General features: G+C 62.7%; 16 protein-coding genes. 15 read left to right on the top strand and 1 reads right to left on the bottom strand.

Annotated features, from left to right (window positions below; all coding sequences use genetic code 11):
• Nucleotide 1: 1 nt before the first annotated feature.
• The gene (locus tag V5B60_RS09125; RefSeq protein WP_332346714.1) at nucleotides 2-265 is read left to right on the top strand and encodes a hypothetical protein; all 264 of its coding nucleotides are present in this window, start codon (nucleotides 2-4) and stop codon (nucleotides 263-265) included.
• Between the two features lie 184 nt (nucleotides 266-449).
• Nucleotides 450-1,865 carry a carbohydrate porin gene (locus V5B60_RS09120; RefSeq protein WP_332346713.1) on the top strand — a complete coding sequence of 472 codons (1,416 nt, stop codon included), beginning with the start codon at nucleotides 450-452 and terminating at the stop codon, nucleotides 1,863-1,865.
• Nucleotides 1,866-1,913: 48 nt separating this feature from the next.
• On the opposite strand, the gene V5B60_RS09115 is transcribed toward V5B60_RS09120, so the two are convergent.
• Nucleotides 1,914-3,428, bottom strand: coding sequence for a helicase HerA-like domain-containing protein (locus V5B60_RS09115; RefSeq protein ID WP_332346712.1), 1,515 nt, complete (start codon nucleotides 3,426-3,428; stop codon nucleotides 1,914-1,916).
• Nucleotides 3,429-3,567: 139 nt separating this feature from the next.
• Here V5B60_RS09115 and V5B60_RS09110 point away from each other — a divergent pair, with 139 nt between their 5' ends.
• The 13 genes from V5B60_RS09110 (at nucleotide 3,568) to V5B60_RS09050 (ending at nucleotide 16,193) form a co-directional block, all read left to right on the top strand.
• Nucleotides 3,568-4,293 (top strand): YebC/PmpR family DNA-binding transcriptional regulator, encoded by a 726-nt coding sequence (locus V5B60_RS09110; protein ID WP_324598733.1) that lies wholly within the window; start codon nucleotides 3,568-3,570, stop codon nucleotides 4,291-4,293.
• 79 nt (nucleotides 4,294-4,372) lie between these two features.
• Nucleotides 4,373-5,143 (top strand): glucose-1-phosphate cytidylyltransferase, encoded by a 771-nt coding sequence (gene rfbF / locus V5B60_RS09105; RefSeq protein ID WP_332346711.1) that lies wholly within the window; start codon nucleotides 4,373-4,375, stop codon nucleotides 5,141-5,143.
• Nucleotides 5,128-6,225 carry a CDP-glucose 4,6-dehydratase gene (rfbG, locus tag V5B60_RS09100; protein ID WP_332346710.1) on the top strand — a complete coding sequence of 366 codons (1,098 nt, stop codon included), beginning with the start codon at nucleotides 5,128-5,130 and terminating at the stop codon, nucleotides 6,223-6,225. The genes rfbF and rfbG overlap by 16 nt, the downstream gene beginning before the upstream one ends.
• Nucleotides 6,222-7,535, top strand: coding sequence for a lipopolysaccharide biosynthesis protein RfbH (gene rfbH, locus V5B60_RS09095; protein WP_324598736.1), 1,314 nt, complete (start codon nucleotides 6,222-6,224; stop codon nucleotides 7,533-7,535). The genes rfbG and rfbH overlap by 4 nt, the downstream gene beginning before the upstream one ends.
• Before the next feature lie 74 nt (nucleotides 7,536-7,609).
• Nucleotides 7,610-8,626: an NAD-dependent epimerase/dehydratase family protein gene (locus V5B60_RS09090; protein ID WP_324598737.1), complete on the top strand. Its 1,017-nt coding sequence runs from the start codon at nucleotides 7,610-7,612 to the stop codon at nucleotides 8,624-8,626.
• Nucleotides 8,627-8,650: 24 nt separating this feature from the next.
• The gene (locus tag V5B60_RS09085; protein WP_324598738.1) at nucleotides 8,651-9,505 is read left to right on the top strand and encodes an ABC transporter permease; all 855 of its coding nucleotides are present in this window, start codon (nucleotides 8,651-8,653) and stop codon (nucleotides 9,503-9,505) included.
• 11 nt (nucleotides 9,506-9,516) lie between these two features.
• Nucleotides 9,517-10,272, top strand: a complete 756-nt coding sequence (locus V5B60_RS09080; RefSeq protein WP_324598739.1) for an ABC transporter ATP-binding protein — start codon at nucleotides 9,517-9,519, stop codon at nucleotides 10,270-10,272.
• A gap of 703 nt (nucleotides 10,273-10,975) precedes the next feature.
• Nucleotides 10,976-11,644 carry a hypothetical protein gene (locus V5B60_RS09075; protein ID WP_324598740.1) on the top strand — a complete coding sequence of 223 codons (669 nt, stop codon included), beginning with the start codon at nucleotides 10,976-10,978 and terminating at the stop codon, nucleotides 11,642-11,644.
• 13 nt (nucleotides 11,645-11,657) lie between these two features.
• Nucleotides 11,658-12,557 (top strand): hypothetical protein, encoded by a 900-nt coding sequence (locus tag V5B60_RS09070; RefSeq protein WP_324598741.1) that lies wholly within the window; start codon nucleotides 11,658-11,660, stop codon nucleotides 12,555-12,557.
• The gene (locus V5B60_RS09065) at nucleotides 12,554-13,243 is read left to right on the top strand and encodes an NTP transferase domain-containing protein (protein WP_332346709.1); all 690 of its coding nucleotides are present in this window, start codon (nucleotides 12,554-12,556) and stop codon (nucleotides 13,241-13,243) included. Before V5B60_RS09070 ends, V5B60_RS09065 begins: the two co-directional genes overlap by 4 nt.
• The gene (locus V5B60_RS09060; protein WP_332346708.1) at nucleotides 13,236-13,856 is read left to right on the top strand and encodes a class I SAM-dependent methyltransferase; all 621 of its coding nucleotides are present in this window, start codon (nucleotides 13,236-13,238) and stop codon (nucleotides 13,854-13,856) included. Before V5B60_RS09065 ends, V5B60_RS09060 begins: the two co-directional genes overlap by 8 nt.
• A 64-nt stretch (nucleotides 13,857-13,920) precedes the next feature.
• Nucleotides 13,921-14,406: a methyltransferase domain-containing protein gene (locus V5B60_RS09055; protein ID WP_324598744.1), complete on the top strand. Its 486-nt coding sequence runs from the start codon at nucleotides 13,921-13,923 to the stop codon at nucleotides 14,404-14,406.
• Nucleotides 14,403-16,193, top strand: coding sequence for a glycosyltransferase family 9 protein (locus V5B60_RS09050; RefSeq protein WP_332346707.1), 1,791 nt, complete (start codon nucleotides 14,403-14,405; stop codon nucleotides 16,191-16,193). The genes V5B60_RS09055 and V5B60_RS09050 overlap by 4 nt, the downstream gene beginning before the upstream one ends.
• Nucleotides 16,194-16,287: the final 94 nt, after the last annotated feature.

Here is a 16,287-nt window from a genome sequence, read left to right as displayed (position 1 = left end):
CATGATCGAGGAAGTCGCCGCCTATGGCGTGGTGGTCGCCGCCATCGCCCATCTCGGCCGCGGGCTGTTCGCCGCCACGCTCATGCCGGCGCTCGCCCGGCGCTGGCCGAATCTGCTGCGCAGCCGACCGACCGCCGCAACCAGTGGCGGCGAGCGCCAGGCGAATGCGCGCCGCTGCAATGGCTGCTGCGGCTGCGCCGGCCGGCGGCAGCAGCCACAAAGCCAAGTGCTCAGCATCCACCGCAAAGGCACGGCAGACCGCTGAACAGGATGCCCCACCGGCCCGGCGATACGGCGGCATTCGCAAGCGACCGGTATCGATGCGTCCACACGTGGCAGGATGCGCGTGGCCTTGCCTGAAGTCAACTCTGTTGCATCTGCAACAGAACCATGTTGAAATGACGTCAACACGAGTCAAGAGTCTTTTGCACAGCGAGAGGAGGGAGGGCATGTCGATGCAGGAGAAATCGTTTGGCAACAAGGGACTGGCGGCCTTGCTCGCCGGCCTGCTGCTGTCCGGAATCCCCGGGCTGGCCGCCGGCGAGGCCGCTGCAGGGGCGCAGGCCCCGGCAAGCGGCGATCAGGCGGCCGCGCCAACGCAGAGTGCCGGCAACGACGACAACGAAGACAAGGCGCCGGACTGGCAAACGAGCACGCTCAGTGGTGACTGGGGCGGCGCCCGGCAGCGGCTTTTCGACGCCGGCGTCCAGGTCGACCTCGTCTACACCGCCGACTACCTGCGCAACAACAGCGGCGGCCTCAAGCGTGGCGGCGGCTACATGGGCAACATCAACCTCGCCATCGGGCTCGACGGCGAGAAGCTCCTCGGCTGGCGCGGCGGCTCGGCGTATCTGGCCCTGATCAGCAACAGCGGCCAGCGCGTGAACCTCAACGATGTGGGCAGCTTCATGGGCGTCGACAATCTCGAGGCGCCGGTCAACCGCACCGGCATCTTCGAGGCTTGGCTGCAACAGTCGTTCCTCGACGGCAAGGCGTCGCTGCGCGCCGGTCTCTACCCGCTCGACAGCGAATTCTACGTCACCGACTCGTCCGGCGTGTTCATCCACCCGTCCTTCGGCATGGCCGCCGAGGTCGCCGACTTCGGCAGTCTCGCCGGCCCGTCGATCTACGCCACGAGCAGTTACGGCGCCCGCCTGCGGGTCGACCCCGATCCGGCGTGGTACGCGATGCTGGCGATCAGCCGCGGCATTCCCAGCGAGCGCATCGACACGGCCGGCCCCAACATCAGCTGGCGCAAGAGCACCGGCAGCCTGCTCATCGGCGAGGTCGGCTTCAGTCCGGTGAAGGCGGGACTCCTTGGCGATGCCTTCGGTCCGGCCGGCGATGACGATGACTACTCGCCGATCAGCAAGGTGGCGATCGGCGCCTGGCGCTACGCGCCTCGCTTCGAGCAGCTGACCGCCGTCGATGCCAACGACGAGCCACGCGACGCGCGGCACTGGGGCGCCTACCTGCTCGGCGAGCAGACCGTCTACCGCGTCCCGGGAAGCAAGCGCGACCTCAGCCTCTTCGCCCGCTACGGCTTCACCGACGGGCGCACGAGCACCCTCGGCTACTCGCTGAGTGCCGGAATGAGCTTCCGTGGTCCGTTCCCCGGTCGCGAGGACGACGTCTTCGGCATTGCGGCGACCCGCGCGCACGCCGATCCGCAGGGGCGTGCCCTGCTGGCCGACGAATCCGGCTCACCACTGACCGCGAACAACGAGACGGTGGTCGAGATCACCTACCAGGCGCCGCTGCTTCCCGGGCTGGTCGTCCAGCCGGTGATCCAGCGCATCTTCAACCCGGGCTTCCAGTTGCCCGATTCGACCGTCGCCGGCGTCCGCCTGCAACTGACGCTCTGAGGGCCGGTGTGCAGCTCCCGGGCGGGAGCTGCACACCGTCGGACACGATCAGCGGCGGCGCGACCCGCCGCCGAGAATCGAGCCAAGGACACCGCGAATGATCTCGCGGCCAACCTGCGAGCCGATCGCCCGCGCCGCGCTCTTCGCCGCCGTCTGGATCACCGAGTCACCACGCCCGCGGCCACCCCCGCCACCGCCAAGCAGGTCGCCGAGACTGCCCAGCCAGCCACCGCCGCCGGCTGCCGGCGGCTGTCCACCGGCAGCCGACTCGCCAGCCGCCGGTTGCTCCGCCGCAACGCCCTTGAGCTTCTCGTAGGCGGACTCGCGGTCGACGGCATTCTCGTAATGCCCGTAGATGGCTGAAGCCTTGATCACCGCCTGTCGCTCCTCGGCGGACTGCGGGCCAATCCGCGAAGCCGGCGGCAGGATGAAGGCACGCTCGACGACGTTCGGCCGCCCCTTCTCGTCGAGAAACGAAACCAGTGCCTCGCCGACGCCCAACTCGGTGATCGCCTCCTCGGCGTCGAACTTCGGGTTGGCGCGCAGGGTCTGCGCGGCCGCCTTGACTGCCTTCTGGTCACGCGGGGTGAAGGCGCGCAGGGCGTGCTGCACGCGGTTGCCGAGCTGGCCGAGCACCTTGTCGGGGATGTCGAGCGGGTTCTGGCTGACGAAGTAGACGCCGACTCCCTTCGAGCGGATCAGCCGCACCACCTGTTCGATCTTCTCGAGCAGCGCCGCCGGCGCCTCGTTGAAGAGCAGATGCGCCTCGTCGAAGAAAAAGACGAGTTTGGGCTTGTCGACGTCACCGACTTCCGGCAGCTGTTCGAACAGCTCGGCGAGCAACCAGAGCAGGAAGGTCGAATAGAGGCGCGGCGAAGCCATCAGCCTGTCGCCGGCCAGGATGTTGACGACGCCGCGGCCATCGTCGGTCTGCATCAGGTCGCCGATGTCGAGCATCGGCTCGCCGAAGAACAGGTCACCACCGTGCTCGCCGAGGTTCAGCAGCCCGCGCTGGATGGCACCGATCGAAGCCGCCGAGACGTTGCCGTACTCGGTGGTGAAGTTCTTCGCGTTCTCGCCGACATGCTGCACCATCGCCCGCAGGTCCTTGAGGTCGAGGAGCAGCAGCCCGTTGTCGTCGGCAATGCGGAAGACCAGTTGCAGCACGCCGGACTGCGTGTCATTGAGATTCAGCAGCCGGGCCAGCAGCACCGGTCCCATGTCCGAGATCGTCGCGCGTACCGGATGCCCCTGCTCGCCGAAAACGTCCCAGTAGACGACCGGGCAGCGCGCCGGTACGTGATCCTTGACGCCGAGCGCGTCGAGCCTGGACTGCAGCTTCGGCGTCAGGCTGCCGGCAGCGGCCAGCCCCGACAGATCCCCCTTGACGTCGGCCATGAACACCGGCACGCCAATGCCCGAAAAGCGTTCGGCGAGCAGCTGCAGGGTGACCGTCTTGCCGGTTCCGGTGGCGCCGGTGATCAGTCCGTGGCGGTTGGCGAGTGCCGGCAGCAGCGCCAGCTCGGTGCCTTCGTGGCTGGCGACGAGGAGAGGTGAAACCATGGGCGACTCCGGAAAGCGATGACGGGAAAGGATGGTGCGGCGGAAGTGCTAGAATGCCGGCCTTGATTATCGACCATTTGCGGCCCGTTTTGTTGCTCGGGGTGCGGCCGCAGCGCAGCGGAATTCTTCAGAGGGCAGCATGGCAGGACATTCGAAATGGGCGAACATCCAGCACCGCAAGGGCAAGCAGGATGAGAAGCGCAGCGCATCCTTCTCCAAGATCGCACGGGAAATCACCGTTGCCGCCAAGGCCGGCGGTGGCGATCCCTCGTTCAATCCGCGCTTGCGGCTGGCGATCGACAAGGGCAAGCAGGTCAACATGCCCAGGGACAAGATCGACAACGCGGTCAAGAAGGGAACCGGCGAGCTCGAAGGCGTCGATTACATCGAGGTCCGCTACGAGGGCTACGGAATCGGTGGCGCAGCCGTGATCGTCGATTGCCTGACCGACAACCGCACACGCACCGTCGCCGAGGTGCGTCACGCCTTCAACAAATATGGCGGCAACCTCGGCACCGACGGTTGTGTCGCCTTCCAGTTCAGGCACTGCGGTCAGCTCCTCTTCGCCCCCGGAACCGACGAAGGAGCGTTGATGGAGGCGGCGATCGACGCCGGCGCCGACGATGTCCTGAGCAACGACGACGGTTCGGTCGAGGTGATCACGCCTGCCAACGACTACATGGCGGTCAAGGAAGCGCTCGCCGCCGCCGGCTTCGCCGCCGAGTACGGCAGCGTCACCATGAAGGCCGAGAACGAGACTCAGCTCGCGGGTGACGAGGCGCTGCGCATGCAGAAGCTCATCGACGTCCTCGAAGGCCTCGATGACGTGCAGGAGGTGTACACCAGCGTCGTCATCGACGAGTGAAGGAGCACATGCAGGCAATCGCTCGCGACCAACTGGCGGCACGCAGCGCAGGCCCGGAAGGGGCGGCGGCCAGGCATCGATGAAGGCGGTCATCCTCGCCGGTGGCGCGGGCACGCGGCTCGCCGAGGAAACGATCGTCCGGCCGAAACCGATGGTCGAGATCGGTGGCAAGCCCATCATCTGGCACATCATGAAGATCTACTCCAGCCATGGCATCAACGATTTCGTGATCTGCCTCGGCTACCGCGGTTACGTGATCAAGGAGTATTTCGCCAACTACTTCCTGCACATGTCGGATGTCACCCTCGACCTGGCGAGCAACCGGATCGAGGTGCATGAACGCCATGCCGAACCCTGGAGGGTGACGCTGATCGACACCGGCGATGCCACGCAGACGGGTGGGCGCCTGCGGCGTGCGCGCGCGCACGTGGAGAACGAGGAGCTGTTCTGCATGACCTACGGCGATGGGGTCGGCAACATCGACATCGCCGCCAGCATCGACTTCCACCGCCAGCAGCGGGTTCTGGCGACCGTCACCGCCGTCACCCCGCCAGGCCGCTTTGGTGCCCTTGAACTGAGTGCCGACCGCGTGCTTGCCTTCCAGGAGAAGCCGGCAGGAGATGGCGCCTGGATCAATGGCGGCTTCTTCGTTCTCAGTCCGCGAGTGATCGACCTGATCGACGGCGATTCCTGCATGTGGGAAGCCGGACCGGTCAGCCAGCTGTCACGGAGCGGGCAACTCGCCGCTTGGCGCCACGATGGGTTCTGGCACGCGATGGATACCCTGCGCGACCGCAACCATCTGGAGCAGCTGTGGGCTTCCGGCAGCGCACCATGGAAAACCTGGTGATCACGCCGGCGTTCTGGCAGGACCGACGGGTCCTGGTCACCGGCCACACCGGCTTCAAGGGTGGCTGGCTCGCGCTCTGGCTGCAGACAATGGGTGCAAGAGTGATCGGCTTGGCACTGCCGCCGGCGACGCAGCCCAACCTGTTCGAGATCACCGGACTTGCCGGGCGGATGGTTTCGATCCTGGCCGACATCCGCGATCGCGACGCACTGACCGCTGCTCTCGCCAGCCACCGGCCGGAAGTGGTATTCCATCTCGCCGCCCAGGCGCTGGTGCTTCCCTCCTACTCCCGCCCGGCAGAGACCTATGCGAGCAACGTCATGGGAACGGTCAATCTGCTCGATGCCATCCGGCACACCGGTGGTGTCCCGAGCGTCGTCATCGTCAGCAGCGACAAGTGTTACCAGCCGCGCGCCGCAGCCTGCAACGAAAGCGACCCGCTCGGGGGAGCCGATCCGTACAGCAGCAGCAAGGCCTGTACCGAACTGGTCGCGGCCGCGTATCGCGCGTCCTTCTTCAACTCGAACGATCATGCCGGACACGGCACCGCGCTGGCGACGGCGCGCGCCGGCAACGCCATCGGCGGTGGCGACTGGTCCGCTGGCCGCCTGATTCCCGACGCCGTGCGCGCTTTTGCTGGCGGGCGCCCCCTGCTGGTCCGTCATCCGGAAGCGATCCGACCATGGCAGCACGTCCTCGAACCGCTCGCCGGCTATCTCATCCTGGGCGAGTGCCTGTACCGGCAAGGCGCTCGCTTTGCCGAAGCCTGGAATTTCGGACCCGGCGGCGACATCTCGCACAGCGTTGCCGACCTCCTGACCAAGATGGCCCGAATGTGGGGCGCGGGAGCCACCTGGCGCCGTGACGACACAGCGCATCCGCATGAGGCGCCGTGCCTGCGGCTGGCTGTCACGAAGGCCGCACAGGCCCTGCAGTGGCATCCCCGCTGGCCGCTCGCCACCGCCCTGCAAATGACCGTCGACTGGTATCGCGCCCACCTGGACGGCCAGGACATGGTGGCCGTCTCGCGCCAGCAGATCGCGCGCTATTGCGAGAGCCTACGAGACGCTGCAAGGCCATGAACACCGATCCGATGCGACAACAGATCCTCGACCTCGTCGAGCGCTACGGCGAAGCGAGCCGCGCAACCGCCGCTTTCCAGGCAGGTGTGACGCCGATCCCGGCTGCGGGCAAGGTCATCGGCGGAATTGAAATGCGGCAGATGGTCGACGCGGTCCTCGACGGCTGGCTCACCAGCGGGCGCTTCAACACCGAGTTCGAACGACGGCTGGGGGCATTCCTCGGGATCGAGCACGTGCTCACCACCAACTCGGGATCTTCCGCCAACCTCCTGGCGTTCACCGCCCTCACCTCGCCAAGCCTGGGCAACCGCGCCATCAGGCCGGGCGACGAGGTCATCACCGTCGCTGCCAGCTTCCCGACGACCGTCAATCCGATCCTGCAGAACGGCTGCGTGCCGGTCTTCGTCGACGTTTCGCTGCCGACCTACAACATCGACGCCGGCCAGATCGAAGCCGCGCTGTCCGAGCGCACACGAGCGATCATGCTCGCCCACACCCTCGGCAACCCGTTCGACCTCGACGAGGTCTGCCGGATCGCCAGAAAGCACGACCTGTGGCTGATCGAGGACTGCTGCGACGCGCTGGGTGCGACCTACGCCGGCCGCCCGGTCGGCACCTTTGGCGACATCGGCACGCTCAGCTTCTACCCGGCGCACCACATCACCATGGGCGAGGGCGGCGCCGTCTTCACGCGCGACGCGCAGCTCAAGAAGATCATCGAGTCGCTGCGCGATTGGGGGCGCGACTGCTATTGCGCGACCGGCTGCGACAACACCTGCGGCAAACGCTTTGCGCAACGGCACGGCGAGCTGCCGTTCGGCTACGACCACAAGTACACCTATTCCCACCTCGGCTACAACCTCAAGATCACCGACATCCAGGCTGCCTGCGGACTGGCGCAGATGGATCGCCTGCCGGACTTCATCGCCGCCCGCCGGCGCAACTGCGAATATCTCAGGCAGCGTCTCGCGCCGCTCGCCGACTTCCTGATCCTCCCCGAAGCCACACCGGGTGCCGATCCGGCGTGGTTCGGCCTGCCGCTGACGCTGCAGCCCGAAGCGGGCTGTGCCCGCGTCGATCTCCTCACCTACCTCGAGCAGTACCGAATCGGCACACGGCTGCTGTTCGCCGGCAACGTCATCCGCCAGCCGTACATGCAAGGGCGCGGCTTCCGCCTCGCCGGCCCCCTGACGCAGACCGACCGGGTGCTCGACGACACCTTCTGGATCGGCCTCTGGCCAGGGCTGAGTGAGGAGATGCTGGACTTCGCCAGCACCAGGATCAGCGAGTTTCTCGGAGGCGAGTTCTGAGCACACCCTGCCCGCCGCTGCCCGGCGCCGATCTCGAGCACATCCTCGCTCAAACCAGGGCATTGTGGCGCGAAATGGCCGGCGCCCAACTCTTGATCACCGGCGGCACCGGCTTTTTCGGCACCTGGCTGCTGGAAACCATCGCCGCAGCCAACGATGCGCTGCAAGTGGCCGTCGGTGCCACCGTGCTGAGTCGCGACCCGGAGCGCTTTCTCCTGCGCGTACCGCATATGGCGAGGCGCAGGGAGTTCGAGTGGCTTCGCGGCAACCCTGCCAGCTTCCCCTTCCCGCCGACGCGCCACGACTACCTCCTGCATCTCGCTACGGCCACCAGCGCCGATCCCCGGCACACCGAACCTATCGAGATGCTGCACACCAAGCTCGCCGGCGTTCACAACGTCCTGCGCCATGCCCGCCAGGCAGGCGTCCGGCGCATGCTGGTCACCAGTTCCGGCGCGGTCTACGGACCACAACCGGCCGACCTCGGTCGCATCCCGGAGAACTGGCACGGCGCGCCGGATCCGCTGAACCCCTCATCCGCCTACGGCGAGGGCAAGCGACTGATTGAACAGGTGTGCACGCTGACACCCGAGGTTCCATTTGTGATCGCCCGCTGCTTCTCGTTCATCGGCCCGCATCTGCCACTGCATGGCCGGTTCGCCGCCGGTAACTTCCTGCGTGACGCCATGAACGGTGGGCCGATCGTCGTCAATGGGGACGGCACGGCGCGCCGAAGCTACATGCATCCGGCCGACCTCGTCTCCTGGCTGTTGACCATCCTTCTACACGGGGAGACCGGCCGTGCTTACAATGTCGGCTCGGATCAGGGCGTGTCGATTGGCGATCTGGCCCGGCAGATCGCGGGTCAGGTCGGCGGCAACCTGTCGGTGGAGATTCGCGGCGAACCGGATCGCTCGGGAGTTCATTCCTATGTACCGCAAACCGATCGCGCAAGGCATGAGCTTGGTCTCCAACTCACGCTCGACCTGCCCGCAACCTTGCAGCGAACCATCGACTGGCTCCGGACGGCGATCGACACGCGAGAACCTCGCATGGCGACCTCTTCCCTGCGGATCCCGGCTCGGCACTGACCGAAAGATGGCATCTCCGTCACCATGACAGACAGCCGGCCCGCCGCGCTGCCCGCGCGCACCGTGTTGATCGATGGCTCCCCACAGACTTGGCGTGGCTACTGGCACGAACTGTGCAGCTTCCACGAGGTGACACGGATGCTGGTCCGTCGCGATCTCATCGTACGCTTCCGGCAAACCTATTTCGGCCTCGCCTGGCTGCTCTTCAAGCCGCTGATGCTGATGGCGGTGACCAGCTTTGCTTTCGGATTCCTTGCCGGTTTTGATCGCAGCCACGCCGTTCCATACCCACTGATCATCTTCTGCGGCGTCATCCCTTGGTACTTCTTCTCGAACGCGGTGCCCGACGGTATGAACTCGCTGGCTGGCCACCTACACGTGATCCAGAAGACCTATTTCCCGCGCGCCATCATCCCGATCGCTGCCGTCGCCGTCGACGCCGTTGAGTTCCTCGTCGCCTGGCTGCTGTTTGCCTTTGCCTGCATCTGGTTCGGCTACCTGCCTGGCTGGCAGATCGTTTTCTTCCCTTTGTTCTGTCTGCAACTGATGGTACTTTGCACCGCCGCCGGCCTCCTGCTGTCCGTAGTCAACCTCCGCTTCCGCGATGTCGGAAATCTGGTTCCCTTCCTCCTGACGATCGGCTTCTTCGTCACCCCGGGAGGGTACACGCTGGCCCGAATACCTGAGCAGTGGCACTCGCTCTACGCACTCAACCCACTCGTCGGCATCATCGAAGGTCTACGCTGGAGCCTGCTGAACGGAATGGACGGTTTCCCGCTCAAGCCGGTACTCGTCTCGCTGGCAGCTACCCTGGCGATTTCGCTCGTGGCCGGTCGGCATTTCCTGGCCAGCGAAGCAAGCTTGGTCGACTTGGCGTGACCCCAACCGGGATGAGCGATATCGTCATCGACATCGAAGATCTGGGCAAACGCTACGCGCTTTCCCGTCGACATCGTCCGGACTCACTCAAGTCTTGGTTGCAAAGCTTGGTGCGGCAATCCAGAACGACAAGCCCCCACCCGAGCGCCGATGAGGAGTTCTGGGCGCTGAAGAACGTGTCTCTGCAAGTCCGACAGGGAGAATGTCTGGCCCTTGTCGGCAGGAACGGCTCCGGGAAATCGACCCTGCTCAAAATCCTCTCCCGCATCATTCCGCCCAGCCAAGGGCGTGCCCGTGTCCGCGGCCGCGTCGCCTCGCTACTCGAAGTCGGCACGGGCTTTCACCCGGAACTCACCGGGCGCGAAAACATCTACCTCAACGGCGCCATGCTGGGTTGTCCGGAGCGCGACATCAGGCGGCGCTTCGACGCGATTGTGGACTTCTCTGGGGTGGAACGTTTCCTCGACACCCCAGTGAAGCACTACTCGAGCGGAATGTACGTACGTCTTGCCTATTCCGTGGCTGCGCATGTGGACGCCGACATCCTGATCATTGACGAGGTCTTGGCAGTCGGTGACGGAGATTTCAAGCAGAAATGTCTCAGCCATCTGGGAACAACACTGGCTTCCGGCAAGTCGGCAATCATGGTCTCGCACGACCTCATGATGCTGGAGGCCTTGTCAAGCCATGTGGCTTGGCTCCGCGATGGTCACCTTCTGGAGGTCGCACCCATCAAGTCTGATTTGTTGCGGCGTTATGCGGTCTAGTGGCTGGACTACCCGCGCAAGTGCGAGCGTCTTGGCCACGTGGCCTGATGCGCGGTACTTCTGCGTGCCTTGGTCGGAGAACAACTGCCGCATGTCTACCCCCTACATCGTTTGCAGTACTGCTGCAAAGAGCCGGGTCCGTTGCGCTCACCAGAATGGACCCGTTGCTGCTCAGCAGAGCTGACCAACTGTGCAAGCTTGGCGGGTAACCTATGAAGCGATGCTGCGATTTGCGGCGCAAGGGCAACTATCGTCACTACCGAGAATCCAGTAGACGTCTCCTCCGGCTGAACGGCTGTCAGTGGCGGCCAACAAGGCAATCGTTCACACCCTCTTAAGAAAAGCCGCCAGCCTGATGATTTGTATGGCACAGTTGCGGAACTTGCAAACGACCTGACAGACGCGGCACGATGGATCTGAGCAAACATGACCACTCCCAGATGAACGACGAGTGGCTGAAGAAGCCGCCGGCGAAGCTCTTCCTGGAAATGTGGAAGCAACTGTTGCACGACGTGAAGGAGCTGCAGGATCGGCTGAATGAGAAACCGGACAGCAGCTCATGTCCGCCGACCAGCCAACCGCCTTGCGCGACGACAGGTGGCTCTGAGAGGAACAGAGTGGCGCGACGGACGAGCGCGGCACTGCAGCCGCGGCCGCGGAGACGGCGGGAATCTCTGCCACACTACCCGACGAGGGACAAGCAATGACGAGCCTACTCAGAAAAGTACTATCGCCCGTTCTGACTTGGATGCTCGAACCACTCATATGCCGCGTCGATGATCGGCTGCGCCTGCAGATTCTGCAGCTGGACGCAAGACTTGCACGACTGGATGCCGCATTGTTCCCACGGCTACTACCTGTTGTCATCAAGAACGAGTTGTGCAACCTTGAGTATCTGCCGCGTGACATTCTCGCCAGCTGCCGCCGCGTACACTTTGTCGGCTACTACGCCAATGACGCGGCGGACCAGTTCTCCAACGCGACTGCCAGTTCGCCGCTTGATTCCTCAGCAGTTCATCTCGCCGTTTCCGCCTTGGGCCCGAATGATGCCGTAGCCTTCCTCGACGAGTATCACTTCCGGCGATTCATGGAAACTCACTGGTGCTCCCCCAGCACGACGGCGGGAACGCTACTGATCGCCACCCGCTTTGAGCTTCAGTCGGAAGACGACTGTCGCCACGTCTTGCATTCTCTGGGTTTCATGGAAATCGCGCGCACGTGCCGGAGCCATGGTGGAAAACCAACAGGAGTTACCGCAGTCAGTCATGCAGAAGCAACGACTTGCGCCCCAAGGTATCTTGACCGTAGTCCGCAAGACGTTCCTGATGATGTCGGATGGCTTGTGGTCCGCCGCTATCCGCAACATGCCTAAGGTAGGACGTCCGGTGTCAATTGCCAACGTGCGCAACCACTATCAGTTCTTGTTGTGCGGCTTTGGCTGCGAATATTCGCTCTCGCCTTTGGCCCGTTATCTCGCCGAGCGAGGCTACCGAACGATCGCCGTCGATATGCAGGACACCCCTTTGCCCGAGGAGATCGCCGGCCCACTGGTCTTCATTTCCTCGCAGCATCCAGCGTGTTCATCACTGGTTTTTCAGGCACACTGGGGCGAGACGCAACCGTTTTGCCAATATGTCGCTCCGCTGGAAATCCGACAGCGCTTGCGCCCAGCTTGTTCTGTTTTCATTCCGCATGATCTGGAGACGCCGATCCGACCAGAAGAACTGGTCTACATGAGCGCGTTTGACTTGTATGCTGCCCCTTCGGGTCCGATTAATCCAGCCCTTGGTCACTACTGCAAAGTCATCAAGACCGGGTGGATAAAGCACAATCAACTTGACCAAATTGCGCCCGACATCGAGGCAATCGTCGCCGAACGGGGGCTGATGTTCGTCAATCAGATTGTGCAAGTACTTCTGCGCGGTGGTGCGCGCTACCTGCTGTCCAGTTACCCCGAGATTCTCGCCAAGGGCCTACCGGTGAAACTGCCCGTGTGGCCGGGATGCGATGCGCTCGAAAAGGAACTGGCTGCCCTGGGTGCACTGGTTCTTCCGGCCGCGCTGCCTAGCACTTCTCTGATTGCCGCTAGTCGCGCTGTGTATGTCAATTGTCCAGGTTCCGTTGTAACAGAGGCCCGCTACCTCAATGTTCCCGTTACTGTCCTGAGGTCCGGTGCCCAGGAAGTAACTCCTCAAAATAATACCACTTCCAAAAGCCTTGTTCCGCCATTCAACTTTCCTCTCTTGTTGGAATCGATAGATCTGCTGCTCGGAGCGCACCGGTGATCCTGCGCAGAACCGCAGTGATCAATGCCGCACGCCGCGGGACGCGGATGGGACAGAGTCGCCCGAAGTGCCTGACGCCGATACTTGGGCGGTTGCTTGTCGAATGGCAACTCCTGACCTTGAGCACCTTCGAGGAAGTCGTTGTCGTCGTCGGTTACCAAGCGCAAGACGTTATTGCGGCCGTAAGCAAATTGCGTTCCGATGCGGTATTTGTGACCAACTCGGAATTCGGGTCGACGGGTACAGCGGCCAGCCTATCGCTAGCACTTGAGCACGCACGATTTCCTGTGGTATCGATTGATGGCGACCTACTGGTGCATCCGAATGATCTCCTTGTCCTGACACAGTCGGCAGTTCCATCGATAGGCGTCAGTGAGATCCAGAGTCTTGCGCCTGTCCTTGTAAGTGCGCGCTGCAACGCCGCAGGTCTGCTTGAAGCAATCGCGTTTCATCATGGCGAACCGCCTCTGCCCGACGCGCTGACCAAAGAATGGACTGGCTTGGTGACGATCTCGCCGAAGGTGCACACCGTTCGCGGCACAGGCCACGTGTATCAGATGATCCGAACACTGTTACCATGTCCAGCAATCCATGTTCGGTGTCGTGAAATCGACTATCCGGAAGAGGTGCCGGCCATGGAGGAATGGTTACGTGATTTGATCGATCAGGGAACGGTTCATGGATAAAGCAGTGATCGACCATTTTTGGCGGCAGCGCTCCGCGCTTGGTATGGGCCGGTGGACCGGGAATTCTATGCTGGCTTTCGAGCTCGACCTGTTGGCGCCATTAGTCGGACCCAACTGCCGGATCCTTGACCTAGGCAGTGGGGCAGCCGAGCTTTCGCGAAATTTGCTGCTCGACTCTTCGCGATTGCTGGCGGTAGACAGGTATCCAAGCTTCCTTGAGAGCATTCCCGATGATTCGCGGATTTCCAAGCAGTGCAGTGACCTTGGATCCTTCGCTACCACGGATAAATTTGATCTCATCCTCCTGTTTGGCGTCGTCACTCACCTGGAGATCGAGGAGGAAGTGGAACTCTACCGAAAGGTCCGTTCGTGGCTCAACCCGGGGGGTATTTTTGTCGTCAAGCACCAAGTCTCTCGCGCGGCCGAACTATCGGTTGATGATTTTTCGGAAGCACTGCAATGTCGCTACGTCGCTCGCTACCCCAACGTCAACAGTCAGGCAAATCTGCTCAGAGCGCACTTCAACACCGTGAAGACCGTCAGCTACCCAGAAGCTCTTAACCACTGGCCAACGACCATGCATCTGGCGTTCCTGTGCTCGGGGGCACGTTAGCCACTCACGCACGGAGCAATACTGCCCTACACCGAATTTGCCGATTTCCTCCAGGATTCCACTGATGCACGAAGCCTCGAAAACACAAGCCATTCGCCCGGAAGATTTCGCCGACCGCTTTCTGGCCGGGCACGGCATCGACCCTGGCGTCGGTGATGATCAGGTTTGCCCATGGGTCGAGAGCAATGCCAGCCATGTCACGCGCTACCGACAAGAACTCACCCACGATGCGGTGCACAGCTCACATTGCCTTGAGCACATGCATGATCCCAAGAGCGCCTTGCGAGAATTGTGGAATCTTCTGAAACCCGAAGGAAAACTCATTGTCGTGCTCCGGGGCGATGGATCACGCAGGGCTCCACCCCTCACGATCTCAGGGATCCTCATTCTGCTCGCCCGCCTTGGTTCTGTCAGACTCGTCTTGCAGAGCCCACGTTTCCGAGTCCTTTTTTTCCTAGCCTGTGCAGTAGACCAAACATTCGACACGGCGCTTGCGCACATTCAAGTGGTCGAAAGAGGTCTCGGCGTCAACTTGCAACAGCCGTCATGACGGCGGCTTCACTGCCGACCGAGAGTCTGGTCACCGTGGTCGGAGCCTTCCCCCATCTGGACATAGGTCAGTCACGAGTTGGGCGGTTCCTGATCCAGCCTGGGTTTCGCATCTCGCAGGATCACGTCAGCCACCGCGAGATGCTGGACAGCTTCGTCGCTACGCCGAGTCGCTACGTCTTCGAAATGTTGCGGCGGACACGGGAAACTCGGCGCGACACACCCCGCATCCTGATCTTCAACCCGTTACTCAGGTTATCAAGCTACTTGATCCGTCTTACCCTCGCCAGGGTCTCAGAATCCCACCACGCTGATGCCGTAGTGCGGTCCAGCAACGGTCTCCCGATGGCCTATCTGTTGACTCTGGAGCCCACCGAGCACTATCGACACCTGGTGCTCCTATCCTGTTCCAATCCCGAACTAGACCGCAAGCTGCTGGCAGCGCTCTATTTCAGAGACGTTGGCCTGATCGCCATCCAGTTCCCTTGCCTCACGGCAGTTTCCAATGGCTTCCTTCCCGGCCCGTACTGGCGTCCGATGGAATGGTGCGCCCAGAATGCGCTCGACGTATTGCACGAGATCGACGGCGAACCAACGGCGCCGATTCCGGATCAGCGCGCCTTGCGCGATGCGGTTCGTATCAGCGCATTCTTCACCCACCATGCCGGTGATGTTCTCTTCATGGGCATTGCCGCGAGCATGACGAAACGTCCTCTGTTCGACGAGATACTGATCAACGAAGCCTACTTCCCGATTGTACGCGACAACCCTGGAGAAGTCGGATTTTCGACCACGGACGGGCCGATTCCATTTCGCGGAGAGTATCGCAAGGAAGACTGCCACCATTTTCTGGACATGGTCCCGCGCTTGGCCAGAGGCATTTTCCACGTTTATTGTCGCGCGACACGGAACTACAACTTCACCAATTTTCACTTCATCGACCATTTCCGCTTCTGTCTTGGCGAATCCCTCACCGATGATAGTCAATTGCATCGGGGCCTGCCCAGCGGTTCGGTCCAAGCGGCTCGCTCCAATGACGATGGGCAGCCGACGATTTTGCTCCATTTCGATGCGGGCTGGCCATTGAAGGTCTATCCGCGAGCATTGCAACTGGAGCTGGCGACGCTCCTGCGGAAACAAGGATTTCGGCTCATTGCGCTGGATGCGCACGCTCCATTGCCGAGTGTCGAATCCGAGCGCTTCCGCACGCTGGAGGAATTCGACGCGCTGCTCGACCGCGTCGATGTAGTGATCGGGATGGACTCGTTCCCGGCCCACTACGCCGCGCAAGCGCGGGCCATCAAGACCATTCACCTGTTCTCGAGTACCCATCCGGTGCACTCTTGGGCGGGCGACAGCGCCGACCATCATGCACTGCATAACAGCGAGAGTTGTTGTCCCTGCCTTGGCTGGGACAGGTGCGTCCGCCACGGCGGCTCGGTCTGCCGCAACTTTGCCACTCCCACTGCGGTGATGCGTGCTGTCGGCGAGATCATCGACAGCCTGCCGCGCGTTGCGCCGACGCTTGAGCGGCTACCCTTGCCCTCCTCGAAATGTCCGCGGCAGTTTCGGGGCGGCACGGGGAAGACCGTTAGCTTTCGCGAACGGGACATCTCCAGAACCCGGCTGCAACTGATGCGACCGTTTCGGTACCTGGCTCTGATTCCCTGCGTCGCGGCCATACTCGTTGGCGAATTCGTCACCGCGGTGCACCACGAGGGCCTTCGCAAGGCGCTGTATCTGACCCATGCGTTCGTGCGCCGTCATTTCCCCCGACTCCTTCCCTAGAGCGGGGGTGGCACATCCTGAGCTCGGCAAGATCGCCATGCGTATGAACAGAGAAATCGTACCGCAAGGTCCAACGGCTCTAACGCCCCCTCAT

This window comes from Accumulibacter sp. (assembly GCF_036625195.1).
Lineage (GTDB): Bacteria > Pseudomonadota > Gammaproteobacteria > Burkholderiales > Rhodocyclaceae > Accumulibacter.
Note: the sequence above shows the minus strand (reverse complement) of the source record. Positions and strands in the feature narration are given on the sequence as shown.